Here is a 24,215-nt window from a genome sequence, read left to right as displayed (position 1 = left end):
GATTTGATCTTGATTGGCGGGGCGACGCTGCATTTTGCGCGTCAGGGGCTCCTCCCGAGACTTGGACCACCAGACTTCGACCTCGCGGCCAGCCTGAGCAAGAGGATGCTAGATCAACTTTTCTCACTTGTCATCATTTTCAGCAACGAATGTTCAAAATTCGAGCAACTGACGAAATGATCGGGCTTTCGGCTCTCTAAGCATATGACAAATATGAGAAATCTTTGGATGGGCCGGGTGCTCGACTGCCTCAAATGCCGGAGGTTCCCTCCCGCGCGCGTCCGGACCACTGTTTTCCGGGAAACTTGCGCTGGATTAAGGAGGCGGCGGAACCGGGCTCGACTTGGCCATCCGCCGGTGTTTAGTTAGTAGACGAACGAATGGTTCGGCGGATGCGCGCACGGCTGCAAAAATTCCTACCTCTGGTCCTGCTCGCCCTGGTGATGCAGGTGCTGGCGCCGATTGCCGCCTGTCTGGCGGCCGGCCAAGCCGTGGCCGATCCGTTGTCCGCCGCCGTCATCTGCCACAGCGCAGGCGAGCAAGGCGGCCTGAACGATCCGGCGGGTACGCCGGTCGCACATGCCGGTGCATGCGCCCTCTGTTGCCTAGCGCAGGTGGGCGCGTCGCTCGATTCGCCGCCGCACGCCGCGCTTTCCGTTCCCTTCCGCCACGCCGAGCGCGTGGTGTGGCACGCGGCGGAGGCATTCGCCGGCGCGGCCCATAAAGGCACAAACGCGCAGGCGCGCGCACCGCCTCAATTTTCCTGACGACTCTCGTGATCGCCGTGGTCCGCCGCAGGCGATTGATGCTGTCGAATGGCCGGAGATAAAGCCCGGCGTCAGGAATGCCCATGTTACGCTGTCATGCCCGCCGTGGTGTGAGTGTCGTTGCCATTCAGGCCGCGCTGCTTGCGTCGTCGAGCGGAGCCTTTGCTCAAAGCAGCAGCGCAGTGCTGCCGCCAATCACCGTCGAGGCGCCTCAGCAGAAGCGCGCGTCGGGGGTCCGACCGCCACGCAACACGGCGCGATCGGCGCGCGTCACGCGAAGCCCGCGAACGACCCCATCACCGCAGCAAACCGCGAGAGAACAGAGTGCCGGGGCTCCGGGTGCCCTGACGGTTCTGACGGCGCAACAAGCGCTGGCGGAGATTAACCAGACTCCGGGCGGCGTGGCGCTCGTGTCGGCCGAGGCGTACAGGAACTCGACGCCGTCCAACACGATCAAGGATGTTCTGGATTACGTGCCCGGCGTGTACGTCCAGCCCAAATGGGGCGACGACACCCGCCTTTCGATTCGCGGGTCCGGCCTGTCGCGCAATTTTCATCTGCGCGGTGTGCAGCTCTATATGGACGGCATTCCGATCAACACCGCGGATGGCTATGGCGATTTCCAGGAGATCGATCCGAGCGCCTACAAATATGTCGAAGTCTTCAAGGGCGGCAACGCGCTTCAGTTCGGCGCCAATTCGCTGGGAGGCGCGATCAACTTCGTGACCCCGACCGGCCGCGACTCGTTTCCGAATGGTGTGTCCTTCGATGTCGGAGGATTTGGCTACAAACGACTTCAGGCGAACGCAGGCGGCGTCAACGGGCCGTGGGACGGGTTCGTGACCGCTTCCACGCAGGCCGCAGACGGATTTCGCGATCACAGCTTCGGCTCGAGCAACCGCTTGAGCGGTAATGTGGGCTATCAGTTCTCCCCGGATGTCGAGACACGGTTCTACCTCAATGCCAACGAAGTGCGGCAGCGAATTCCGGGTACCGTGACCAAAACGTCCGCTTTGACCGATCCGGAAGCTGCTGCACCGGCGAATGTTGCGATGGATCAGCAGCGCAACATCGATACTGTCAGGCTCGCCAACAAAACCACCGTTCGTTTCGATGACACCAAAGTCGAATTCGGCGCCTTTGGCGTCGATCGCCATTTGATGCATCCGATTTTCCAGTGGCTGGACTACCGGTACAAGGACTACGGCGGATTCGCGAAGATCACGGATGACCGCACCATTGGCGGTTTCCGCAACAAGTTGGTCGCAGGCGTAAATGTGCTGAACGGCAGCATCGACAACCAGCAGTTCGCCAACATTGGCGGGCAGAAGGGTGCACTGCTTTCTTCCTCGATCGATCGGTCGGAGAATACCTCCGCCTATGTCGAAGACAGCTTCTACGTCCTTCCAAATCTTGCAGTGATCGGCGGCACGCAGTTTCTGTACGCGACCCGCAATCGGCAGGATCGTTTCCTCAGCGACGGGGATCAATCGGGGGCAACGCGCTTTAATCTCTGGTCGCCGAAAGGCGGTCTGTTGTGGCAAATCGATCCGGCCTGGCAAGCCTTCGTCAATGTCTCGCGGAGTGCCGAGGTGCCGAGCTTTGGCGAAAGCGCGATCGGTCTCGGCATTCCGACGATCCCGTTCACCAGCATCCGCCCGCAGATTGCCACCACGTACGAAATCGGGACTCGCATGAAGCGATCTGATTATGCCTGGGAACTGACGGCCTACCGGGCCAACATTCGCGACGAATTGCAATGCCTCTATAGTACTTTCGGCAATTGCAATGTGACCAACGCCGACCGCACCATCCATCAAGGCATCGAGGCCGGCGCGGGCGCAGCAATCTTTCGTGACATCTTCGTCAACGGCCCGGCTCCGGACAAGATCTGGCTGAATCTGGCTTATTCCTTCAACGACTTCCGCTTCGACAAAGATCCGACCTTCGGAAACAATCGATTGCCGGGAGCTCCAAATCACTACCTGCGCGCGGAGCTTCTCTACAAGCACCCTACCGGGTTCTATGTTGGACCCAACGTCGAATGGGTGCCACAGGCCTACTTCGTCGACAGCATGAACAAGCTGACGTCAGAGCCTTACGCCCTGTTGGGATTGAAAGCCGGCTTCGACAATGGTGGCCCGATGTCTGCCTACATCGAGGGGCGCAATCTCACCAACAAGACCTACATAGCCAGCGCGAGCATCATCGATCGAGCGACGGCGACGTCAGCATTGTTTGAGCCGGGCACGGGACGGGCAGTGTATGCTGGAATGAGGTATCGATGGTGACGTGCAAATGGCACTTGGGTCTATGTTCGCTCCGCCGCAGGCCGGCATTCCGAATGCCGATGCGGGTGGCGGCGGAAAATCGTCGTGGAAGAATGCAGGGCCATTCTCGGCCCGATCAATCGCGAAAGAGGCAATCAACATGAAGAATATCGGACGAACTCTCCTTGCAATTTCACTGTTGCTGACCGCTTGTGCCGTCGCGCAGGCCGAGGACATCAAGGCCGGCGATCTCGTCATCTCGCAGGCGTGGAGCCGGGCGACACCAGGCGGAGCCAAGGTGGCCGGCGGCTATCTGACCATCGAGAACAAGGGCACAGTGGCAGACAAGCTGGTCAGCGTTTCCGCCGATATCGCGGGGAAGGCTGAGGTCCACGAGATGGCGATGGACAGTGGCGTGATGAAGATGCGCCTGCTCGACAAGGGGCTCGTGATCGATCCCGGCAAGACGGTGAAGTTCGCCCCGGGCGGCTACCACCTGATGCTCCAGGAGCTGAAGGGCCCGTTCAAGCAGGGCGACAAGGTGCCGGTGACGCTTCAGTTCGAGAAGGCCGGCAAGGTCGCCGTCTCCCTCGACGTCCAAGGCGTCGGCGCACAGGCGCCCGGCGAGGGCGGGCACATGATGAAGAAAATGCCTGATCATTCGGGAATGAAGATGTGACGCGCGTGATCTGGACCTTCGGGAGACCCAATATGTCGAAGCGAACCTGGCTGATCTTTCTGGGCGTATTTGCGGCAACGCCAGCGACTGCGCACGTCTTCCTCGAAGGCAAGCAGGCCACGGTCGGTGCTTCCTACAAGGCCGTCTTCGCCGTCCCGCACGGTTGCGCGGGCTCGCCCACGGTGAAAATCCGGGTGCAGATTCCTGAAGGCGTGATCGCGGTAAAGCCGATGCCGAAGGCGGGCTGGAGTGTTGACGTGGTCGAGGGCAAATACGCCAGCGAATACGACTATCACGGCAACAAGCTCTCCTCCGGCGTCAAGGAGGTGACTTGGTCTGGCGGCAAGCTGCCGGACAAGAACTATGACGAGTTCGTCATGCACACGGCCCTGACCGACACGCTCAAGCCGAACACGATCCTGTACTTCCCCGTCGTCCAGGAATGCGAGACCGGCGTCAGTCGCTGGATCGAGATCCCCGCGGAGGGCGCAGGGCATTCGCATGAGAGCAAATCGCCGGCTCCGGGCGTGAAACTCCTGCCGAAACCCTGATGCGCCTGCTCGCCGCGCTCGCGACGCTGCTCCTCGTTGTCGGCTTCGCGACCGGCGCCGCGGCGCACGCGGCGCTCGTCGCGGTCGAGCCGGCGAGCGGCAGCATGCTCGCGAGCGCGCCGAAGATGGTGGAGTTGCGCTTCAACGAGACGGTGACGCCGGGCGCGATCCGGCTGATCGACGGCGCGGGCACGGCGCGGGATGACGTGCGCGTCGACGCATCGGGCGCGACCATCTCGGTCGCGATGCCGGCGGACCTGCCGCAAGGCACGGCCGTCGTCAGCTATCGCGTGATCTCGCAGGATGGCCATCCCATCGCTGGATCGGTGGTCTTCTCGATCGGCACGCCGACGGGGACGCAACCTCCCGCAAACGCCAATGGCGTATTGAACGTGCTGATCTGGCTGGCGCGGGTCGGTCTCTATCTTGGCCTGTTCGTCGGCGTCGGCGGCGTTTTCTTTGCGCGCTGGGTTGCGTGGTCGATGACCGGCATAACCATTCCGTGCGTGGCGCTCACCATCGGCGTCCCGAGCGCGGTGGTGTCCCTTGGTGTGCTGGGGCTGGATCTCCTGGGCCTACCGCTATCCGCTCTCGCGACGATGGCTCCCTGGAAAGTCGCATCCGGGACCAGCGCGGGCCCGGCCTTGCTCGTGGCCGTCGCTGCAATGCTGTTCGCCTTGCTGGCGCTAGGCAGCGCGTGGTGCGCGCGCGCTCTGGCGATCATTGCCTTCGTCGGCGTCGGCTTGTCGCTGGCCATGACCGGGCACGCTGCTACGGCACCGCCCGAACTGTTGACCCGGCCCGCAATCTTTCTCCATGGCCTCGGTGTCGCCTTTTGGATTGGGGCCCTCGCGCCGCTGGGCGCCCTGTTGTCAAAGCGACCCGTCGCGACATTGCCCGTCGTGAACCGCTTTTCTCGTATCGCGGCGCCGGCCGTTGGCGTTCTCGCATTGACCGGCCTCGCGCTCGCCATCGTCCAGCTCGAAAAGCCGTCTGCATTGGTCGAGACCCGCTATGGATTGATCCTCTCGATCAAGCTTGCACTGGTCCTCGTGCTGCTGGCGCTTGCCGCGCTCAACCGCTTCCGCCTGACTCCAGCTCTGGCGGGGGATCACAAGGCCGCGCCGGCACTGAAGCGCTCGATCGTACTCGAATGCGCGATCGCGCTAGGCATCTTCGCCGTCGTGGCCGGTTGGCGCTTCACGCCGCCGCCGCGAACGATCGCTCCGGAGACGCCGCTGGCGATCCACATCCACACCGACAGGGCGATGTTTCAGGTCCTGGTCTCGCCGGGCAAGGCGGGTATCGACGATTTCGTCCTGCAGCTCATGACTGGCGAGGGGGCGGTTCTCGATGCCAAGGAGGTGACGCTGACGCTGAGCCTGCCCGAACGCGGCATTGAGCCGATGGAGCGGAACGCCTTGCTGGGGCCGGACCGCTACTGGCACGTGCGCAAGGTCGAGCTGCCCTTTGCCGGCCGTTGGCATGTGCGGATCGACGCGCTCGTGACCGATTTCGAGAAGATCACGCTGGAGGACGAACTCGAGGTGGCGGCGCCCTGAACCCGGCTCTTCGGCACCTCGCGTCGAACCTGAAGTCGACGGAAAAATGACAGGAATTCCGCTGTGTTAGCGGGTTTTCCTCATTCCCGGTCTTGTGTTTTGGCTCCCAATCCGGTTTCACTGCAAGCCATCACTGATTCCTCGAGTATTGCCATGCGGTTGTCGCGGTTCTTTCTGCCCATCCTGAAGGAAAATCCGAAAGAGGCGGAGATCGTCTCGCATCGGCTGATGCTGCGTGCCGGCATGATCCGGCAGGAGGCCGCCGGCATCTATGCCTGGCTGCCGCTCGGCTTCCGCGTCCTGAAGAAGATCGAGCAGATCGTGCGCGAGGAGCAGGACCGCTCCGGTGCGCTGGAACTGTTGATGCCGACGCTCCAGCTCGCCGACCTCTGGCGCGAGAGCGGCCGCTACGATGCCTATGGCCCCGAGATGCTGCGCATCGCCGACCGGCACAAGCGCGAGCTGCTGTACGGTCCGACCAACGAGGAAATGATCACCGAGATTTTCCGCGCCTATGTGAAGTCCTACAAGAGCCTGCCGCTGAATCTCTATCATATTCAATGGAAATTCCGCGACGAGCAGCGCCCGCGCTTCGGCGTGATGCGCGGCCGCGAGTTCCTGATGAAGGACGCCTATTCGTTCGACCTCAACGAGACCGCGGCGCGCGTCGCCTACAACAAGATGTTCGTCGCCTATTTGCGCACCTTCGCGCGGATGGGGCTGAAGGCGATCCCGATGCGCGCCGAGACCGGCCCGATCGGCGGCGATCTCAGCCACGAGTTCATTGTGCTCGCCGAGACCGGCGAATCCGGCGTTTTCATCAATCGCGACGTGCTCGACCTGCCGGTGCCGGGCGAGGACGTCGATTATGAGAGCGATTTGACGCCGATCATCAAGCAATGGACCTCGGTCTATGCGGCGACGGAAGACGTTCACGACGCCGCGCGCTTCGAGCAGGAAGTGCCCGCGGATAAGCGGGTGAACACCCGCGGTATCGAGGTCGGGCAGATTTTCTATTTCGGCACGAAGTATTCCGACGCGATGAAGGCGCTGGTGGCGGGCCCCGACGGTGTCGACGTGCCGATCCACGGCGGCTCCTACGGCGTCGGCGTCTCCCGCCTGCTCGGCGCCATCATCGAGGCCTGCCATGACGATGCCGGCATCAAATGGCCGGAGGCCGTTGCCCCGTTCCGCGTGTCGATTCTCAACCTCAAGCAGGGCGATGCCGCGGTCGACGCGGCCTGCGAGAAGCTCTATGCGGAGCTGTCCGCCAAGGGCGTCGACGTGCTCTACGACGACACCGACCAGCGGGCCGGAGCCAAATTCGCCGCCGCCGACCTGATCGGCATCCCCTGGCAGATCATGATTGGGCCGAAGGGGCTCGCCGACGGCAAGGTCGAGCTCAAGCGGCGAAGTGACGGCGCCCGCGAGACCATGTCGCCTGAGGACGCGGTCGCAAGACTTGCGGGCTGATAAGGCTGGTCGGCTGAATATTGTTCATCGCCCGAGATCGCGGCCGCCAATCCGGCCACATTTGACCCCGAATCATGGGACTATCGAGCGATGGATGAGACCATGACTGAAACTGTCCAAACCGCGCCTTTTGCGCCATTCGAGTGGATGCTGTCGGCGCGTTACTTACGGGCGCGCCGCAAGGAGGGATTCATCTCGGTTATCGCCGGGTTCTCCTTCCTCGGCATCATGCTGGGCGTGGCGACACTGATCATCGTCATGGCCGTCATGAACGGCTTCCGCAAGGAGCTGCTCGACAAGATCCTCGGGCTCAACGGCCACATCCTGGTCCAGCCGCTGGAATCGCCGCTCACGGACTGGAAGGACGTCGCCGACCGCCTCAGCCAGGTCCAGGGTATCCGGCTCGCAGCGCCCGTCGTGGATGGCCAGGCGCTGGCGTCATCGCCCTGGAACGCCTCCGGCGTCCTGGTGCGCGGCATCCGCTCCGACGACCTCAACAACCTCACCTCGATCGCCAAGAACATCAAGCAGGGCTCGCTCGAGGGCTTTGACGACGGGCAGGGGGTCGCGATCGGCCGGCGCCTCGCTGACCAGCTGTCGCTGCACGCCGGCGACAGCATCACGCTGGTGGCGCCGAAGGGCGCGGTCACCCCGATGGGCACGACACCGCGCATAAAACCGTACAAGATCGCCGCGGTGTTCGAGATCGGCATGTCGGAGTATGATCTCGGCTTCGTGTTCATGCCGCTCGCGGAGGCGCAGGCCTATTTCAACCGCAGCAACGACGTCACCTCGATCGAGGTTTTCACCACCAATCCGGATCAGATCGTCGCGTTCCGTCAGGCCGTGACGGAGGCAGCGGGCCGGCCGGTGTTCCTGGTGGACTGGCGTCAGCGCAACTCGACCTTCTTCAACGCGCTGCAGGTCGAGCGCAACGTGATGTTCCTGATCCTCACCATGATCGTGCTGGTCGCGGCGCTCAACATCGTTTCCGGCCTGATCATGCTGGTGAAGGACAAGGGCAGCGACATCGCGATCCTGCGCACGATGGGGGCCTCGCAAGGCTCGATCATGCGCATCTTCCTGATCACGGGCGCCTCGATCGGCGTGGTGGGTACGATGGTCGGCTTCATCGTCGGGCTGGTGATCTGCCTCAACATCGAATCGATCCGGCAATTCCTGTCCTGGTTGACCAGCACCGAGCTGTTTTCGCCAGAGCTGTATTTCCTGTCGAAGCTGCCCGCCGAGATCGACATCGGCGAGACCTCGGCCGTCGTCATCATGGCGCTGACGCTGTCGTTCCTGGCGACGCTGTATCCGTCCTGGCGCGCCGCGCGCCTCGATCCCGTCGAAGCGCTGCGGTACGAGTGAGGGGCTGATGGAGCAGCAGGGGGCGGAAGATGTGCCGGTCATTTATCTCCACGAGATAAAGCGGCAGTACTTGCAGGGCGAGGTGCCGCTGACGATCCTCGACGGCGCCAAGCTCGCGCTGTGGGCGGGCCAGTCCGTCGCGCTGGTGGCGCCGTCCGGCTCGGGCAAGTCGACGCTGCTGCACATTGCGGGGCTGTTGGAAGCGCCCGATTCCGGCGAGGTCTACGTCAATGGCGCGCCGACCTCGCAACTGCCGGACATCGAGCGCACCCAGCTTCGCCGCACCGATATCGGCTTCGTCTACCAGTCGCACCGGCTGCTGCCGGAGTTCTCGGCGCTGGAGAACGTCATGCTGCCGCAGATGATCCGCGGCCTCAAGAAATCCGAGAGCGTCAAGCGCGCCAAGGAGATCCTTGGCTATCTCGGCCTCGGCGAGCGCATCACGCACCGTCCGTCCGAGCTGTCGGGCGGCGAGCAGCAGCGCGTCGCGATCGCGCGCGCGGTGGCCAATGCTCCGCGGGTGCTGTTTGCGGACGAGCCGACCGGCAATCTCGATCCGCACACCGCGGACCACGTTTTCCAGGCCCTGATGCAGCTCGTGAAGGCGACCAAGGTCTCCATGCTGATCGCGACCCACAACATGGAGCTCGCCGGCCGCATGGACCGCCGCGTGTCGCTGTCGAACGGCCAGGTGATCGAGCTCGAATAAAAACCGCGAAAACAACCCCATGCACAGTAGCCAAGTGCTTGGCCGGGCTGACGAAAAAAATGGGCGGCCGCACGCCCGGGGCGCTCAGGGCCGGATCACCGTCAATTTGAACGGCCCGCCATTGGCGGCGGCATGGGCTACCGCCTCGTTGGCGTGGTCGAGGTCGAACGCGGTGGCTTCGTACTCCTCCAGCCTGAGCAGTCCCGCGCGCACCAGCACGATCAGGCGGCCTGCCGCATCCGGCGGATACATCCAGACGCCGTGGATGCTGATGCAGTTGCGCATGATCCAGGGGTAGGGCAGTTCGAGCCCCGCGCCGCCGGCCATGCCGACGCCACCCATCAGCACGACGCGGCCGTAAGCGCGCACCGTCATGATCGCCGCGCGCACCACATTCGTGCTCACCGAGGGCGGCATGATGTCGAGCACGCAGTCGATCGGTCCGGGCGCCGTTCGCTTCATGCGCTCACGGTCGTCGTCTTCGTTGCCGGTGAGTTTGACCGGCTTCACGCGGTCACCAAAACGCCGGACGAGGTCGGCCAAAATTTCGTCGTTGCGGCCGGGTGCGACCACACAGGCCGCGCCCATCGCGAGCGCGAGCGAGACGGCGGCGCTGCCGAAATTGCCGGTGGCGCCGCTCACCAGCACGGTCTCGCCGGGCTGAAGGTTGGCGGCGAGAAAGCCGCCATAGGGCACCAGCAGCGTCCCCAGCGCGCACCATCGCGTGGCGTCCTCCGGCGTGATCGTGCCGAGCCGCTTGACGTTCTCCGTCGGCACCCGCATCTGCTCGGCAAACGAGCCGTGGCGAAAATGCTGTTGCAGGCGCATGCCGCCCGCACCGGCGGCCGTGAGGCCTTGCAGGGCGATGTCGGGCGAAACGACATCATCGCGCGAACGCACCGTCGGGTCGCAGAACACCCAGTCGCCGACGCTGAGCTTCGTCGCGTCCGGGCCGATGGCGCGCACCCGGCCGATGCCGCCAGGTCCCGGGATGATCGGCAGCTCGAGCGCATAGTTCCGCTCGCCGCTGAAGACCTCGTTCATGTAGGACAGCACCCGCGTTGCGATGACGTCCACGATGACCTCGCCGGTCCCGAGCACCGGTTCGGGTGCATTCTCGATGACGAGCGGAGATCCCAGGGATTTGAGTACGGCGGCTTTCATGGTGGTCACCTCATATTCGGGTGATGCCCATATGCACCGCCTTCCCAGGCCCAGGAAGGCCTGGTATTATCCTAGTATTCCCTAGGCCCTCCATCGAGGCACGTCACCATGGCCGACCCACGCCGCGTCGAATTCGGCGACTTTCTAAGGTCCCGCCGCGAAAAGCTGTCGCCGAAGACGGTCGGGCTTCCTGCCGGCCGGCGGCGCCGCACCGCGGGCCTGCGCCGCGAGGAGGTGGCGCAGCTCGCCGGCATCGGCGTCGACTGGTACATCCGCCTCGAGCAGGGGCGCACCGTCAGCCCCTCGGTCACCACCATCGACGCGCTGGCGCGTGCGCTACGCCTCAGCAAGACCGAGCACGCCCATCTCAAGGCACTGGCCCGCGACGGCGACAGGCGCGCGTTCACGCGCGAGATCGTGCCGCCGCCAATTCGGCGGATGATCGAAAGCCTGAAGCAGCCGGCCTACATCACGGGGCGGCGCTGGGACGTGCTGGCCTGGAACGCGGCGGCCGAGGAGATCTTCGGGTTCGGACAATTGCCCGAGCAGGACCGCAACACGCTGCTGCTGGTGCTGACGAACAAGCAGACGCGAAAGTTCTACGGTGCCGGCTGGGCGGATGTCGCGAAGAGCATGGTTGCGATGTTTCGCGCCACTCACGACGTCTGGGCCGGCGATCCCGCCTTTACGGAATTGCTGACGCGGCTGCGCCAGGGCAGTCCGGAATTCGTCAAATGGTGGGAAGCGCACGAGATCCGCAGCACTGCCGCGGGCCTCAAGACCATGAACCATCCGACCAAGGGCGTGCTCCGGTTCGAGCACACGAGCTTTCAGGCCAATGACGATCCGGCGCTGAAGCTCGTGATCTACACGCCGGTGTAGGGTGGGCGTGGGGCTTGGAGCCGCCTGGCGGCAGCTGGACCGACCTGGTGGAAGTCCGGGTCGATGGCCAGGCTTCCAAGGGACGGTGATGACGGGAACCTAAATGCCATCATGCGGTTATCGCGCAGACATTTGTGCCACCTGCCTGCATCACTCACAGGGTCAGGCGGGCTCACGGTCGAAGCGAGCAGCAGCGGGACGATCAAACACTGGCTCATCGTGGAGCCAGGAAAGTGGCAGGGGAAGACCAATGACGACAGCGACCGGGGTCCGCTCGGCCGATCGCAATTCCGTCTTAGCCACGCTCGGCGACTACATCCGAGAGATCAACAATCCGGACGATCTCGCCTATGCCGCGGCAGAGCTGCTTGGCCGTAGCCTGAACGTCAGCAGGGCAGGCTACGGCACGGTCGACACCTCAGCCGAGACCATCACCATTGTCCGCGACTGGAACGCACCGGGCATCCTGAGCCTCGCAGGCGTGCTGCGCTTCCGCGACTATGGCAGCTACATCGAAGACCTCAAGCGGGGCGAGACCGTCATCTGTGCCGATGCGGAAAAAGACCCTCGCGTCGGCGATCGTGCCGAGGCTCTCGAGGCGATCTCTGCGCGCGCGCTCGTCAACATGCCGATCTCCGAACCCGACGGGGTGGTGGCGCTGCTGTATCTGAACAATGCCAGGCCGCGCGAATGGAGCCCCGAAGAGCTGGAGCTTATCCGCGATGTTGCCGAGCGCACGCGCACGGCCGTAGAGCGCCGACGTGCGGAGACGGCCGTCCGGGAGAACGAAGCCCGGCTGCTTTTCCTGGACACACTCAACAAGGAGACGGCCAGGACCCGTGATGCCGACGGCGTGATGGCGGTGACGACCAGGATGATTGGCGAGCATCTCGACGTATCGAGCTGCGCCTATGCCGATATGGATCCCGACCAGGACGGCTTCACCATCCGCGGGGATTGGGCGGCGCCGGGCGCGGTGCATATCCTCGGGCACTACAGTCTGGCTGACTTCGGCAAGAAGGCGGTGCGAGAGCTCGGCGCCGGCAGGCCCCTTATCATCAATGACAATTTGAAGGAGCTTGCGCCCGAGGAAGCCGCCACCTTCCAGAACATCGGGATCGGTTCGACGATCTGCATGCCCCTGGTGAAAGAAGGACGACTTACCGCGCTGATGGCGATTCATCACCGCGGCCCGCACCAGTGGACGCCGCGCGAACTCGCCTTGCTCACCGAAGTGACTGAGCGATCATGGGCCCACATCGAGCGCGTCCGATCGGAACAGGCAGCGCGGGAGGCTGCCGAACGACTGACGCTTGCAAACAAGGCGGCTGGTATCGGCACCTGGGACTACGACCCGGTCAATAACGTTCTTCGATGGGATAACCGCTGCAGGGAGGTGTTCGGTTTACCCGCCGACGCCGAAGTCAGCTATGAAGGGTCGTTCCTGAAGGGCCTTCATCCCGAGGACAGGCAGCGCGCCCACGAGGCCGTGTCCGCAGCTCTGACGCCGCACGCGCCGGCAAACTACAATATGGAATACCGGACCATCGGCATCGATGATGGGGTCGAACGCTGGATCGCCGCCACCGGTCAAGCCATCTTTGCCAACGGCCAGGCTGTTCGGTTCATCGGGACGGTTCTGGATATCACCGCGCAAAAGAAAACCGAGCGTCATCTCAGAATACTGAATGATACCGGGGCCTCGGTCTCGCGCGAACGCGACCTCGAGACAATCGTCCAGATCGTGACGGATGCCGGCGTCGGACTCACGGGTGCTCAATTCGGCGCCTTTTTCTACAACGTTCTGGCGCCGGATGGCGGCAGCTACATGCTGTATTCGCTGTCGGGTGCGCCGCGATCCGCGTTTGAAAACTTTCCTATGCCCCGCAACACCGCGGTCTTTGGCCCGACCTTCGAGGGCTCTGGCGTGGTGAGGTCCGACGACATCCTGCAGGACCCCCGCTATGGCAAGAACGTGCCGCGGAAAGGCATGCCCGAGGGCCATCTTCCGGTCCGATCCTACCTGGCGGTCCCCGTGATCTCGCGAACCGGCGAAGTCCTCGGCGGACTTTTCTTCGGCCACGCCGAGACGGGTAAATTCCAGGCCGAGCATGAGGCCGCCTTGCTTGGTATTGCGGGGCATGCCGCCACCGCTATCGACAACGCCCAGCTCTTGACCCGGCTCGAGGCGCTCAATGCCGGATTGGAGCAACGTGTTGCCGACGAAATCGCCGAGCGCATGAAAGCCGAAGAGCAGTTGCGGCAATCCCAGAAGATGGAAGCCGTCGGGCAATTGACCGGAGGTATTGCCCACGACTTCAACAATATGCTGGCCGTGATCCTCGGCAGCTTGAACCTTGCCAAGCGGCGGCTCGGCAGGGGAGAGGTCAGCATAGACCGCTTCATCGAGGGCGCGATCGACGGTGCAAATCGCGCAGCCACGTTGACGCAGAGGCTGCTCGCGTTCTCGCGCCAACAGCCTCTCGCGCCTGAGGTCGTGGACATCAACAAGATGGTCGGCGGGATGAGCGAGCTGCTCGAGCGGTCACTCGGCGAGCTTATCCGCCTCGAGACGGTGCTGGCGGCTGGCCTCTGGCGGGTCAAGGTAGACCCGGCCCAGCTGGAAAGCGCCGTGATCAATCTCGCGGTCAATGCGCGCGATGCCATGCCAAAGGGGGGCAGGCTGACGATAGCAACCAGCAACGCCTCGATCGATCGAAAGTATGCGCGCGAGTATGCACTCGCACCCGGGCAGTACGTTCTGGTGGCCGTGACGGACAACGGCACGGGAATTCCGGCCGATGTGCTCGGCAAGGTGTTCGATCCGTTTTTCACGACCAAGGTCGTGGGCAAGGGCACCGGCCTCGGCCTCAGTCAGGTCTACGGTTTCGTGCGGCAGTCGGGCGGCCATGTCAAAATTGACTCGGAAGTCGACGTTGGCACGACCGTGAAGATCTATCTTCCACGCTTCGCCGGCGAGGAGGCGGGCTCGGACCTGTCGCAGCAAGAGATACCCGCCGGTGCGAGCCATCAGAACGAAACCATTCTCGTCGTGGAAGACGACGAGCGCGTCCGCAGCATGTCTTCCGAAAGCCTGCGCGAACTCGGCTACGTCGTCATCGAGGCAGCCAGTGCCAGAGAGGCGATCAGGACGATCGAAAATGGTTTCGTTCCAGATCTGCTGTTCACGGATGTCGTCATGCCCGACATGACCGGCGCCGAGCTTGCGGCCGAGCTGTCGAGACGATACCCGACGCTGAAAGTGCTGTTCACCACCGGCTACACGCGCAATGCAATCGTTCACAATGGCGTGCTCGATGCCGGCAAGCATCTGCTTCCAAAGCCCTTCGCTATCGAAGACCTGGCTGCCAAAGTCCGCATCTTGCTCGACGAAATCTGAACGCGTTTTGGAAACGATCTCTTTCGTTTGCAAGCCGCCTTCCCAAGGGCTATGTCCCGGCTTTCGGAAGAGCATGACATGACAATCTCGGATGACGAGGACCTCGCGCGCATGAAAGAGATCGGGCGCATCGTCGCCAATATCCTGGAGGCAATGGGGAAGGCGCTCGAGCCGGGCATGACCACCTCCGAGCTCGACCGGATCGGGCGAACACTGCTGGAGGCTGCCGGCGCACGTTCGGCTCCGGAGCTGGCCTACGACTTTCCCGGGGCGACGTGCATCAGCGTGAACGAGGAGATCGCTCATGGCATCCCGGGCGATCGGCGGATCGCGCGCGGGGACCTCGTGAACATTGACGTGTCAGCCGAGAAGAACGGCTTCTTTGCGGACACGGGAGCGTCGTTCGCCGTTCCGCCCGCAACCCGCGCCGTCGAACGTCTTTGCAGGGATGGCCGGCGCGCGATGTGGACGGGCCTGCAGCAGGTCGGAGCCGGCAAACCGATTGCCGGTATCGGTCAGGCCATCGGGACCTTTGCGCGGAAGAACGGTTACAGCCTGGTCAGGAACCTTGCCAGTCACGGCGTCGGCCTGTCGCTCCATGAGGAGCCGACGGAGATCGCAACATGGCCCGACCGCTCCGAACGCCGCATCATGAGCGAAGGCCTGGTGTTCACCGTCGAGCCGTTCCTGTCCCTTGGCGCCGAATGGGCACAGGATGGCGATGATCCGTGGACGCTCTACAGCAGCCCCGAGGCGCCGACCGTTCAATACGAGCACACCGTGATCGCCACGCGAAGTGGACCGTTGATCGTGACGCTGGCTGGTTAAGGAGGCGTCCTCAAGCCACCGGCTCTCGGGCAGCATCCGAACGGCTTCGATGATGCGGCGCCAGCGGCGGCGCCGGTCTCGCCGGGGGATTCTCCGGTGGGGCTGCGCTTTTTCCTGAGCTGACATCGCCCGGAGCAGACCTGGCTTCAACAGACCTGGCGTCCCGATAGGCGACGATCCAGATCAGGAAACCCAGCACCGCCAGCGCGGCACCGACGGGACCTGTGGAGGTCCACCCCAGCCCCTCGCGGATGGCGAGGCCGCCGAGGAACGGGCCGAGCGCATTGGCGGTGTTGAACGCCGAATGGTTGAGTGCGGCGGCGAGCGCCTGCGCGTCTCCGGCGACGTCCATCAGCCGCGTCTGGAGGATGGCTCCGAGCGAGACGCCGGCGCCGATGGCGAAGACGTCTGCCGCCAGCGCCCAGGGATTGCCGGCGGCAAGCGGAAACACCAGCAGCGCGACCGCCGAGAACAGCAGGATGCCGCCCGCCGTCGGCATCAGCGCACGGTCGGCAAAGCGCGGTATGACCAGATTGCCGAGCGTGGCGCCGATGCCGAACACGGCCAGAAAAAGCGGTATGAGCGCGGGGCTGACCTTGGTCACCTCGATCAGCGTCGTCGCCAGATAGGTGTAGACTGCGAACATGCCGCCGAAGCCGATGGCGCCGATCGCCAGCGTGATCCAGACGCGGCCGCTTCGCAGCGCTCCGAGCTCCCGCAGCGGATCGGACCGGCCGGCCTGGTCGCGCGGCGCGAACCGGGCGCAGAGCAGCACCGTAAGCAACGCCAGCACCGACACGAGGCCGAAGCTCGCGCGCCAGCCGATGGCCTGCCCAATCAGATTGGCCAGAGGCACACCGATGATGGTGGCGCCGGTCAAGCCGAGCATCACCTGGCCGATCGCCTGCGAGCGACGATGTTGGGGAACCAGCGAGGCGGCGACCAGCGCGGCGATGCCGAAATAGGCGCCATGCGGCAAGCCCGAGAGAAATCGCGCCGCGATCATTGAGCCAAAGCCCGGTGCCAGCGCGGTGAGGGCATTGCCGAGCGCGAACACGGCCATCAGAACCAAGAGCTGTGCGCGCCGCGCCAACCGTGCGCCGAGCACGGCGATCAGCGGCGCGCCCAGCACGACGCCGAGTGCATAGGCGCTGATCGCGTGTCCCGCGGTGGGCTCGTCGATCCCAAGGTCGGCGGCGAAAAACGGCAACAGGCTCATCGATGCGAATTCGGTGGTTCCGATCGCAAAGCCGCCCATCGCGAGCGAGAACAGGACGATGGCGAGATGAGGGGGCCTGGAGGCCGCGGTCGCGCGGGGCGAGGTCGCTTGCTGCGATGTCGCTTGCTTCGATGTCGTCATATGTCCTGCAATGGTGGCGTCAACGGGAACCAGCCCAGCGAACGTCGCCACCCCTGCAAGATTTCTCTGTCGTACTTAAACCCGGATCAGCCCGCGTCAACACCGGACGCTCAATGCGGGGCAGGCCGCATATCAGCGTCCCGATTTAGTTGACGCGACTCGGGCGGCGAGGGGGCTTCTTCTGCGCAAAATACGGGTTCGCCACGCACGTCGCCGATCGACCGACGGCCAAAAATCTGCACTGCTCGAGCGAGGCGTAGCGGCAATCGAAATAGCCGACGGGACCGTAGATCTGCATACAGACCGGATAGCTCGGATCGTAGGTCTGCGCGTGCGCAGGCGCGCCCGCGAGGAACAGGCCGATCGCGAACAGCGCGAGGCGAGCGCGGCGCATCTCAGCGCGGCACGTAGTAACCGGGTGAATAGCCGGGCACCTGGGCGCGCGGCCTGTTCTGATATGCATAGGGATCGTCGCTCTGGCCTGCGAAATACGGGTTCGCGATACAGGTGAGGGCGCGGCCCGATGAACTCGCTTGGCACTGCGCGTAACTGTCGAACGTGCAATTGCTCAGCCCCGGCCATTCATCGCCGGTAAGGCAGAAGGCATGGTGAGTGCCGAACGCGCGCGCCGTCGTGCTTGCGTCGAGCGTGAGCGCAAATGTGGCGAGTGCGAGCGAAAATGTGGCGACAATGGGGAGAGTAATTCGTCTGCGCATTCAATTCTCCAATCACGCGAACGTGCGCGCGACGTTGTCACGCGGACGTGCCGCAGATGTCGTGTAGCCGACGATGGAACTCATGAAAACACTTGTTTCAAAGGGTTTCCCGCGCGCGCTGGTAAATCTTCATTAATGAAGCGCGATCCTTTGGCGCGGACTGTGGCGTCGAGGTTACAGCAATTCCGTCGAGCGCTGTTATGACGACGCCACGGCCCGGGGGCCTAACGACGAAATTGGAACGGGAATCAAATGAACAAGAATCTGTTGCTTGCTGCTGTGAGCCTTGTCGCGCTCGGCGCGGCTGCACCGGCGGTGGCTGCTGACCTCGCTGCGCGGCCTTACACCAAGGCGCCGGCGATGGTTGCCGCGATCTACGACTGGAGCGGCTTCTACATCGGTGTCAACGGCGGCGGCGGTTCCGCGCATTCGACTTGGGATCTCGTCGGCGGTGGCCGCGAGGGTTCGCACGATGCGACCGGCGGCACGGTCGGCGGTCAGATCGGCTACCGCATGCAGTCGGGCCAGTGGGTGTTCGGCATCGAAGGTCAGGGCAACTGGGCTGACTTCTCGGGCGACAACGTCAGCGCGCTGTTCGCCACTCGCAACCGCTCCAAGATCGATTCGTTCGGTCTGATCACCGGTCAGATCGGCTACGCCTGGAACAACGTCCTCATTTACGCCAAGGGCGGTGCGGCTGTCGCCGGCAGCAAGTATGAAGTCTCGACCCTTGGCGGCGCACTGCTGTCCTCGAACGATCAAACCCGTTGGGGCGGCACGGTCGGTGCCGGCCTCGAGTACGGTTTCGCCCCGAACTGGTCGGTTGGCGTCGAGTACAACCACATCTTCCTGCAGGACAAGAACGTCACCTTCGCGCTGGTGCCCTCGACCGACCGCATCCGTCAGGACGTCGACATGGGCCTCGTCCGCCTGAACTACAAGTTCGGCGGCCCGAGCCTCGGCCGTTACTGAGCAGAAGCCTGATCTCGATCGCTCGACTTCGAGCGGTCGGCGGAAGCCCCGGCCATCGGCCGGGGCTTTTTTGTTGTTCAAGTTCAGCGGGTTAACCATTCGGTTTCGAGGTGGCGAAGATGGCTTGACTCCCGAGAACGAAATGAGAACAATGTTCTTCATACGTTCTCGCCATGGAGCAAGCCATGTTCAGGATTTTCGTCGAAGAAGCCGCCGCGCTGGCCTCGATCGCGCTGTTTGTCGGGATGATCGCGATCTGGGCCCAGGTGCTCCCGCAGCTCTAGGCGCGGGCCTAGGTTGGGGAAAAGCAGGACGAGGCGGCTGATCGGCCGCTCCGGCGTGGACTCTGGCAGCGTGGCGCCCCACCATTGTGGGGCGAGTCGGCCAGGCGAGTGCAGGATGCCTCCGGTGCCGGCGACCGCTCCATCTCATCTGCAAGAGGCCGTCACGCGACCATGCCGAGCGCCGGATTTGTCCACCTTCACGTTCACTCGGCCTATTCGCTGCTCAAGGGCTCGATCAAGATCGCCAAGCTCGCCGAGCTAGCCAAGAAAGACCATCAGCCGGCGCTGGCGCTGACCGACACCGACAACATGTTCGGTGCGCTGGAGTTCTCCGACAAGATGGCGGGCTCCGGAATCCAGCCGATCGTCGGCTGCGAACTCGCGATCGAATTCGGCGACCAGGATCCCACTGCCCGCAACGCGCTTCTGCCCTCGCGCGTGGTGCTGCTGGCCGCGAAGGAGCGCGGCTACCGCAGTCTGATGCGGCTGAACTCGCGCGCGTTCCTGGAGACGCCCGACACTCATGCCCCCCACATCAAGTTCGACTGGCTCGAAGGCGAGACCGAAGGCCTGATCGCGCTGACGGGCGGTCCGGACGGGCCGATCTCGCTGGCGCTTGCCGGCGGTTATAGCGAGCTCGCGGCGGCGCGCTGCGAGCGTCTCGCCAGCCTGTTCGGAGACCGCCTCTACATCGAATTGCAGCGCCACAACACCGAGAAGGAGCGGCGGGTCGAAAGCAGCCTGATCGACATCGCCTACACCAAGGGCCTGCCGCTGGTTGCGACCAACGAGCCGTATTTCGCCGCGACCGACGATTACGAAGCCCATGATGCGCTGCTCTGCATCGCCGGCGGGCGGCTGATCGCGGAGACCGAGCGCGAGCAGCTCACGCCCGATCACCGCTTCAAGACCCGCGCCGAGATGGCGGTGCTGTTCGCCGACATTCCGGAGGCGCTGGCCTCGACGGTGGAGATCGCCGAGCGCTGCTCGTTCCGGCCGATGACGCGCAAGCCGATCCTGCCGTTCTTCACGGTCGGCGCTGCCGCAAGCTCCGATGCCGCCTCCGTCGAGGCGGCCGAATTGAAGCGGCAGGCAGAGGAGGGGCTCGCCAACCGTCTGCACGTGCACGGGCTGTCGCAAGGCACGACGGAAGAAGATTACAACGCGCGGCTTGCGTTCGAGCTCGACGTCATCATGCGCATGAAATACGCGGGCTACTTCCTGATCGTCTCCGACTTCATCAAATGGGCGAAGGGCCAGGGCATCCCGGTCGGGCCGGGCCGCGGCTCCGGCGCAGGCTCGCTGGTTGCGTGGGCGCTCACCATCACTGACCTCGACCCGATCAAGTTCGGCCTGCTGTTCGAGCGCTTCCTCAATCCGGAACGCGTCTCGATGCCGGACTTCGACATCGACTTCTGCCAGGACCGCCGCGGCGAGGTGATCAGGTACGTCCAGGAGCGCTACGGCCGCGACCAGGTCGCGCAGATCATCACCTTCGGTACGCTGCAGGCCCGCGGCGTGCTCCGCGACGTCGGCCGCGTGCTGCAGATGCCCTATGGGCAGGTCGACAAGCTCACAAAACTCGTGCCGCAGAATCCGGCCGCGCCGGTGACGCTTGCAGCGGCGATCGAGAGCGAGCCGAAGCTGCAGGCGTTCCGCGACGAGGACCCGGTGGTGGCGCGCGCCTTCGACATCGCCCAGCGCCTCGAAGGCCTGACCCGCCATGCCTCGACGCATGCGGCCGGCATCGTGATCGGCGATCGGCCGCTGAGCGAACTCGTGCCGATGTATCGCGATCCGAAATCCGACATGCCGGTGACCCAGTTCAACATGAAATGGGTCGAGCCGGCCGGCCTCGTGAAATTCGACTTCCTCGGTCTGAAGACGCTGACCGTGCTCGACGTCGCGTGCAAACTGCTCAAGCCGCGCGACATCCATGTCGATCTCGCCACGCTGCCGATCGACGATGCCGAAAGCTACCAGATGCTGGCGCGCGGCGAGGTAGTCGGCGTGTTCCAGGTTGAAAGCCAGGGCATGCGGCGCGCGCTGGTCGACATGCGTCCCGACCGTTTCGAAGACATCATCGCGCTGGTCGCGCTCTATCGACCGGGTCCGATGGCGAACATCCCGACCTATTGCGCGCGCAAGCACGGCGACGAGGAGCCGGAATATCTCCACCCCGTGCTGGAGCCGATTCTCAAGGAGACCTTTGGCGTCATCATCTACCAGGAACAGGTGATGCAGATCGCGCAGGTGATGTCGGGCTATTCGCTCGGCGACGCCGACCTTCTGCGCCGCGCCATGGGCAAGAAGATCCGCGCCGAGATGGAGAAGCAGCGCGAGATCTTCGTCGCAGGCGCAGTGAAGAACGGCGTGCCGAAGGGGCAGGCCGACACCATCTTCGAGCTGCTGGCGAAATTCGCCGACTACGGCTTCAACAAGAGCCACGCGGCGGCCTATGCGCTGGTGTCCTACCACACCGCCTACATGAAGGCGCATTACCCGGTGGAGTTCATCGCGGCGTCGATGACGCTCGATCTCAACAATACCGACAAGCTCTCCGAATTCCGCGCCGAGGCGCAGCGCCTCGGCATCAAGGTCGAGCCGCCCAACGTCAACCGTTCCGGCGCGACTTTCGAGGTCGGCGACAAGACCATCTACTACGCGCTCGCGGCGCTGAAGGGCGTCGGCATTGCGGCCGTCGAGCAGATCATCGCGGAGCGGACCAAAAACGGCTTGTTCACCTCGCTCGCCGACTTTGCCGCGCGGGTGTCGCCGCGCTCGATCAACAAGCGCATCATCGAAAGCCTCGCCGCTGCGGGGGCCTTCGACACGCTGGAGCCGAACCGGGCGCGGGTCTTCGCCGGCGCCGACTCGATTCTCGCCGCGTGCCAGCGGGCGAACGAAGCCGCAACCATCGGCCAGAACGATATGTTCGGCAGCTCGGCCGACGCGCCGACCATCATGCTGCCGCAGATCGAGCCATGGTTGCCGGCCGAGCGGCTGCGCCGTGAATATGACGCAATCGGCTTCTTCCTGTCGGGACATCCGCTCGACGATTACGCCACCGTGCTGAAGCGGCTGCGCGTACAGTCCTGGGCCGAGTTCTCGCGCGCGGTGAAGACCGGCGCCACGGCAGGCAAGGTCGCAGCCACCGTGGTGTCGCGCATGGAGCGGCGCACCAAGACCGGCAACAAGATGGGCATCATGGGGCTCTCTGACCCCACGGGTCACTTCGAGGCGGTGCTGTTCTCCGAAGGCCTCGCGCAATATCGCGACGTCCTTGAGCCCGGCGCCGCGGTGCTGCTCCAACTCGGGGCCGAGCTCCAGGGCGAGGACGTCCGCGCGCGCGTGCTCCACGCCGAGCCGCTGGACGAGGCCGCGGCCAAGACGCAGAAGGGCCTGCGCATCTTCGTGCGCGATACCAAGCCGCTGGAATCGATCGCCAAGCGCCTCGCCGGCCCCGACATGGCCGCTTCGAACGGCGCCGGGCCGAAGGTCGGAAGTCCCGGCATCGCGCCGCGCTCCAACGGCGACGGCGAGGTCTCGCTGGTCATGATGCTCGACCTCGAGACCGAGGTCGAGATGAAGCTGCCCGGCCGCTTCAAGGTCTCGCCGCAGATCGCCGGCGCCATCAAGGCGGTCGCCGGCGTCGTGGACGTGCAGCAGCTCTAGCCACACGCACGCTGTTGCAGGCGATTGCATGTTTTGCGTGGGGGATGCTACCGCCCTGTTGCAACCTGACGCTGTTTTCCGTTAGCATTCGCTTGGGGAAAAATCTGGGGGCGTGATGCTATTGCGTGGGCTGGTATTGCTCGTGGCTGCGGCACTGCTGTGCAGCTGTGAGACGGCGAGGAGCGGGCTCGGATATTCGGAGACGGTACGAAAGCTGGGTCCGCCGAAAGCCGGGCAGGCCCGCGTCGTCGTGTTTCGCGAGAAGGGCTTCGGCGGCATCGGCGATCCGGACTGGGAATTTTCCCTCGACGGTACGCCGATCAAGGGCCTGAAGACCGGGACATATGTCTATGTCGACCGTCCGGCAGGCCAGCACCAGTTCGTAGCAGAGGAAGCGGCGCTCGGTGTCACGCGCGTGGACTTCTCGGCGCAGTCGGGCCAGACCGTGTTCTTCGTAGCGCGCTTCAGTCAGCGCAAGAGCGCCATGATCGCGAATGCGAGCACTGGGGTGCTGGGCTGGGGTCTCACGCTTGCGATGACGTCCGGCTATAAAAACCAGGGGCCGCTGGATTTCCTGCCTTTGGATGAACCGGCCGCCCGGACGACGATCGCAGAGCTTCGGTTGGCGGAATAGCCCCGCGCGAATTCGGTCCCGCCCGCACCGTCATTTGTGGTGTCGTCACAGCGTTGCGGCTATGATCACCGTGAGGCCGTTGGCCCATCGCGCCGGGAGGGATCGTGACATGTGCGACAAGTGCAATGAATCCCCACATGAGAGGATCGCGCCGTCGCGGCGGTCCGCGATGTTGTTGGGCGCCTCGGCGCTCGGCCTCGCCCTGACCGGCAGAGCCTTCGCCAAGGAGACCAAGACGCCGCCAAAGCCGCAGAACGTGCTGTCGCCCGACGCATCATTGAAGCGCCTGACGGAAGGCAATGCGCGCTATGTCGACGGCGTTTCGCGGCGGCACGATTTCAAGCACGAGCGCGAGGCGCTGGCCGGCGGACAGAATCCGTTCGCGGCCGTGCTGAGCTGTGCCGATTCGCGCATCGCGCCGGAATATGCCTTCGACACCGGCCGCGGCGATCTGTTCGTCTGCCGCGTTGCCGGAAATTTCGCCGGCACCGAGACCATCGCCAGCATGGAATACGCGGTCGCCGTGCTGAATACGCCGCTGATCCTCGTGCTCGGCCATGACGCTTGCGGTGCGGTCGATGCCACGCTGAAGGTGATCAAGGACAACAAGCCGCCGCCGGGCCATATTCCCTCGCTGGTCGATGCGATCGCGCCCGCCGCCAAGGCTGCGATGCAGCAGGGTGGGGACGTCCTCGACAAGGCGATCCGGCAGAACGTCATCGACAACGTCGCGAAGCTGAAGTCGGCAGCGCCGATCCTCAATGCGGCCGTGGAGCAGGGCAAGCTGAAGGTCGTCGGCGGCATCTATCGGCTCACGACGGGAACGGTCGACCTGATCGCGCAGATCTGACGAGACGGACCGGCTCGCGCCGGCTCGTTGTCGCGAGGCTAACGCAGGCGCCTGGCGTTGGTGCCGGG

19 protein-coding genes are annotated in these 24,215 nt (G+C 64.1%); 15 read left to right on the top strand and 4 right to left on the bottom strand.

Annotated elements, in window-relative coordinates:
- The first annotated feature begins 392 nt into the window (after positions 1-392).
- The 8 genes from N551_RS0111890 (at position 393) to N551_RS0111855 (ending at position 9,382) form a co-directional block, all read left to right on the top strand.
- Positions 393-767, top strand: coding sequence for a DUF2946 family protein (locus N551_RS0111890; protein WP_027567176.1), 375 nt, complete (start codon positions 393-395; stop codon positions 765-767).
- Positions 768-850: 83 nt separating this feature from the next.
- Positions 851-3,058 (top strand): TonB-dependent receptor, encoded by a 2,208-nt coding sequence (locus tag N551_RS0111885; protein WP_027567175.1) that lies wholly within the window; start codon positions 851-853, stop codon positions 3,056-3,058.
- Between the two features lie 139 nt (positions 3,059-3,197).
- Positions 3,198-3,716 (top strand): copper chaperone PCu(A)C, encoded by a 519-nt coding sequence (locus N551_RS0111880; RefSeq protein ID WP_027567174.1) that lies wholly within the window; start codon positions 3,198-3,200, stop codon positions 3,714-3,716.
- A 32-nt stretch (positions 3,717-3,748) separates the two neighbouring features.
- Positions 3,749-4,267, top strand: a complete 519-nt coding sequence (locus N551_RS0111875; protein ID WP_027567173.1) for a YcnI family protein — start codon at positions 3,749-3,751, stop codon at positions 4,265-4,267.
- Positions 4,267-5,829 carry a CopD family protein gene (locus N551_RS0111870; RefSeq protein WP_027567172.1) on the top strand — a complete coding sequence of 521 codons (1,563 nt, stop codon included), beginning with the start codon at positions 4,267-4,269 and terminating at the stop codon, positions 5,827-5,829. Before N551_RS0111875 ends, N551_RS0111870 begins: the two co-directional genes overlap by 1 nt.
- 153 nt (positions 5,830-5,982) lie before the next feature.
- Complete coding sequence (gene proS, locus N551_RS0111865) at positions 5,983-7,302, top strand: proline--tRNA ligase (protein ID WP_027567171.1); 1,320 nt, start codon at positions 5,983-5,985, stop codon at positions 7,300-7,302.
- 90 nt (positions 7,303-7,392) lie between these two features.
- Entirely contained in the window at positions 7,393-8,673 is a 1,281-nt protein-coding gene (locus N551_RS0111860; protein ID WP_007603606.1) for a lipoprotein-releasing ABC transporter permease subunit, read from the top strand.
- Between the two features lie 7 nt (positions 8,674-8,680).
- A complete protein-coding gene (locus N551_RS0111855) occupies positions 8,681-9,382 on the top strand; it encodes an ABC transporter ATP-binding protein (RefSeq protein WP_027567170.1) in 702 nt (233 codons plus the stop codon).
- Between the two features lie 84 nt (positions 9,383-9,466).
- Here N551_RS0111855 and N551_RS0111850 read toward each other — a convergent pair whose 3' ends face one another.
- Entirely contained in the window at positions 9,467-10,546 is a 1,080-nt protein-coding gene (locus N551_RS0111850; RefSeq protein WP_027567169.1) for a zinc-binding alcohol dehydrogenase family protein, read from the bottom strand.
- Between the two features lie 108 nt (positions 10,547-10,654).
- On the opposite strand from N551_RS0111850, the gene N551_RS0111845 reads away from it, so the two are divergent.
- From N551_RS0111845 to map, 3 genes are all read left to right on the top strand, one after another.
- On the top strand, positions 10,655-11,428 hold the full coding sequence (locus N551_RS0111845) for a helix-turn-helix transcriptional regulator (RefSeq protein ID WP_027567168.1): 774 nt from the start codon (positions 10,655-10,657) through the stop codon (positions 11,426-11,428).
- Between the two features lie 250 nt (positions 11,429-11,678).
- Positions 11,679-14,828: a GAF domain-containing protein gene (locus N551_RS0111840; protein ID WP_027567167.1), complete on the top strand. Its 3,150-nt coding sequence runs from the start codon at positions 11,679-11,681 to the stop codon at positions 14,826-14,828.
- 78 nt (positions 14,829-14,906) lie between these two features.
- The gene (map, locus tag N551_RS0111835) at positions 14,907-15,656 is read left to right on the top strand and encodes a type I methionyl aminopeptidase (protein ID WP_027567166.1); all 750 of its coding nucleotides are present in this window, start codon (positions 14,907-14,909) and stop codon (positions 15,654-15,656) included.
- Between the two features lie 10 nt (positions 15,657-15,666).
- On the opposite strand, the gene N551_RS0111830 is transcribed toward map, so the two are convergent.
- The 3 genes from N551_RS0111830 to N551_RS0111820 form a co-directional block, all read right to left on the bottom strand.
- The gene (locus N551_RS0111830) at positions 15,667-17,016 is read right to left on the bottom strand and encodes an MFS transporter (protein ID WP_035961272.1); all 1,350 of its coding nucleotides are present in this window, start codon (positions 17,014-17,016) and stop codon (positions 15,667-15,669) included.
- Positions 17,017-17,161: 145 nt separating this feature from the next.
- The gene (locus N551_RS0111825; RefSeq protein WP_027567164.1) at positions 17,162-17,410 is read right to left on the bottom strand and encodes a DUF3551 domain-containing protein; all 249 of its coding nucleotides are present in this window, start codon (positions 17,408-17,410) and stop codon (positions 17,162-17,164) included.
- Between the two features lies 1 nt (position 17,411).
- Positions 17,412-17,732 carry a DUF3551 domain-containing protein gene (locus tag N551_RS0111820; protein ID WP_027567163.1) on the bottom strand — a complete coding sequence of 107 codons (321 nt, stop codon included), beginning with the start codon at positions 17,730-17,732 and terminating at the stop codon, positions 17,412-17,414.
- A 252-nt stretch (positions 17,733-17,984) separates the two neighbouring features.
- Here N551_RS0111820 and N551_RS0111815 point away from each other — a divergent pair, with 252 nt between their 5' ends.
- From N551_RS0111815 to N551_RS0111795, 4 genes are all read left to right on the top strand, one after another.
- A complete protein-coding gene (locus N551_RS0111815) occupies positions 17,985-18,704 on the top strand; it encodes an outer membrane protein (RefSeq protein WP_027567162.1) in 720 nt (239 codons plus the stop codon).
- 455 nt (positions 18,705-19,159) lie between these two features.
- On the top strand, positions 19,160-22,663 hold the full coding sequence (dnaE, locus tag N551_RS0111805) for a DNA polymerase III subunit alpha (RefSeq protein WP_027567161.1): 3,504 nt from the start codon (positions 19,160-19,162) through the stop codon (positions 22,661-22,663).
- 115 nt (positions 22,664-22,778) lie between these two features.
- Positions 22,779-23,297, top strand: a complete 519-nt coding sequence (locus N551_RS35340) for a hypothetical protein (protein WP_027567160.1) — start codon at positions 22,779-22,781, stop codon at positions 23,295-23,297.
- 109 nt (positions 23,298-23,406) lie between these two features.
- A complete protein-coding gene (locus N551_RS0111795) occupies positions 23,407-24,147 on the top strand; it encodes a carbonic anhydrase (RefSeq protein ID WP_027567159.1) in 741 nt (246 codons plus the stop codon).
- Positions 24,148-24,215: the final 68 nt, after the last annotated feature.

The organism is Bradyrhizobium sp. URHA0013 (assembly GCF_000518345.1).
In the GTDB taxonomy this organism is placed as follows: Bacteria; Pseudomonadota; Alphaproteobacteria; order Rhizobiales; family Xanthobacteraceae; genus Bradyrhizobium.
Note: the sequence above shows the minus strand (reverse complement) of the source record. Positions and strands in the feature narration are given on the sequence as shown.

Excerpts from the sequence above, each read along its gene's own strand:
- N551_RS0111890 (WP_027567176.1), top strand. The coding sequence starts at position 393 with ATGCGCGCACGGCTGCAAAAATTCCTACCTCTGGTCCTGCTCGCCCTG.
- N551_RS0111885 (WP_027567175.1), top strand. The coding sequence starts at position 851 with ATGTTACGCTGTCATGCCCGCCGTGGTGTGAGTGTCGTTGCCATTCAG.
- N551_RS0111880 (WP_027567174.1), top strand. The coding sequence starts at position 3,198 with ATGAAGAATATCGGACGAACTCTCCTTGCAATTTCACTGTTGCTGACC.
- N551_RS0111875 (WP_027567173.1), top strand. The coding sequence starts at position 3,749 with ATGTCGAAGCGAACCTGGCTGATCTTTCTGGGCGTATTTGCGGCAACG.
- N551_RS0111870 (WP_027567172.1), top strand. The coding sequence starts at position 4,267 with ATGCGCCTGCTCGCCGCGCTCGCGACGCTGCTCCTCGTTGTCGGCTTC.
- proS (WP_027567171.1), top strand. The coding sequence starts at position 5,983 with ATGCGGTTGTCGCGGTTCTTTCTGCCCATCCTGAAGGAAAATCCGAAA.
- N551_RS0111860 (WP_007603606.1), top strand. The coding sequence starts at position 7,393 with ATGGATGAGACCATGACTGAAACTGTCCAAACCGCGCCTTTTGCGCCA.
- N551_RS0111855 (WP_027567170.1), top strand. The coding sequence starts at position 8,681 with ATGGAGCAGCAGGGGGCGGAAGATGTGCCGGTCATTTATCTCCACGAG.
- N551_RS0111850 (WP_027567169.1), bottom strand. The coding sequence starts at position 10,546 with ATGAAAGCCGCCGTACTCAAATCCCTGGGATCTCCGCTCGTCATCGAG.
- N551_RS0111845 (WP_027567168.1), top strand. The coding sequence starts at position 10,655 with ATGGCCGACCCACGCCGCGTCGAATTCGGCGACTTTCTAAGGTCCCGC.
- N551_RS0111840 (WP_027567167.1), top strand. The coding sequence starts at position 11,679 with ATGACGACAGCGACCGGGGTCCGCTCGGCCGATCGCAATTCCGTCTTA.
- map (WP_027567166.1), top strand. The coding sequence starts at position 14,907 with ATGACAATCTCGGATGACGAGGACCTCGCGCGCATGAAAGAGATCGGG.
- N551_RS0111830 (WP_035961272.1), bottom strand. The coding sequence starts at position 17,016 with ATGACGACATCGAAGCAAGCGACATCGCAGCAAGCGACCTCGCCCCGC.
- N551_RS0111825 (WP_027567164.1), bottom strand. The coding sequence starts at position 17,410 with ATGCGCCGCGCTCGCCTCGCGCTGTTCGCGATCGGCCTGTTCCTCGCG.
- N551_RS0111820 (WP_027567163.1), bottom strand. The coding sequence starts at position 17,732 with ATGCGCAGACGAATTACTCTCCCCATTGTCGCCACATTTTCGCTCGCA.
- N551_RS0111815 (WP_027567162.1), top strand. The coding sequence starts at position 17,985 with ATGAACAAGAATCTGTTGCTTGCTGCTGTGAGCCTTGTCGCGCTCGGC.
- dnaE (WP_027567161.1), top strand. The coding sequence starts at position 19,160 with ATGCCGAGCGCCGGATTTGTCCACCTTCACGTTCACTCGGCCTATTCG.
- N551_RS35340 (WP_027567160.1), top strand. The coding sequence starts at position 22,779 with ATGCTATTGCGTGGGCTGGTATTGCTCGTGGCTGCGGCACTGCTGTGC.
- N551_RS0111795 (WP_027567159.1), top strand. The coding sequence starts at position 23,407 with ATGTGCGACAAGTGCAATGAATCCCCACATGAGAGGATCGCGCCGTCG.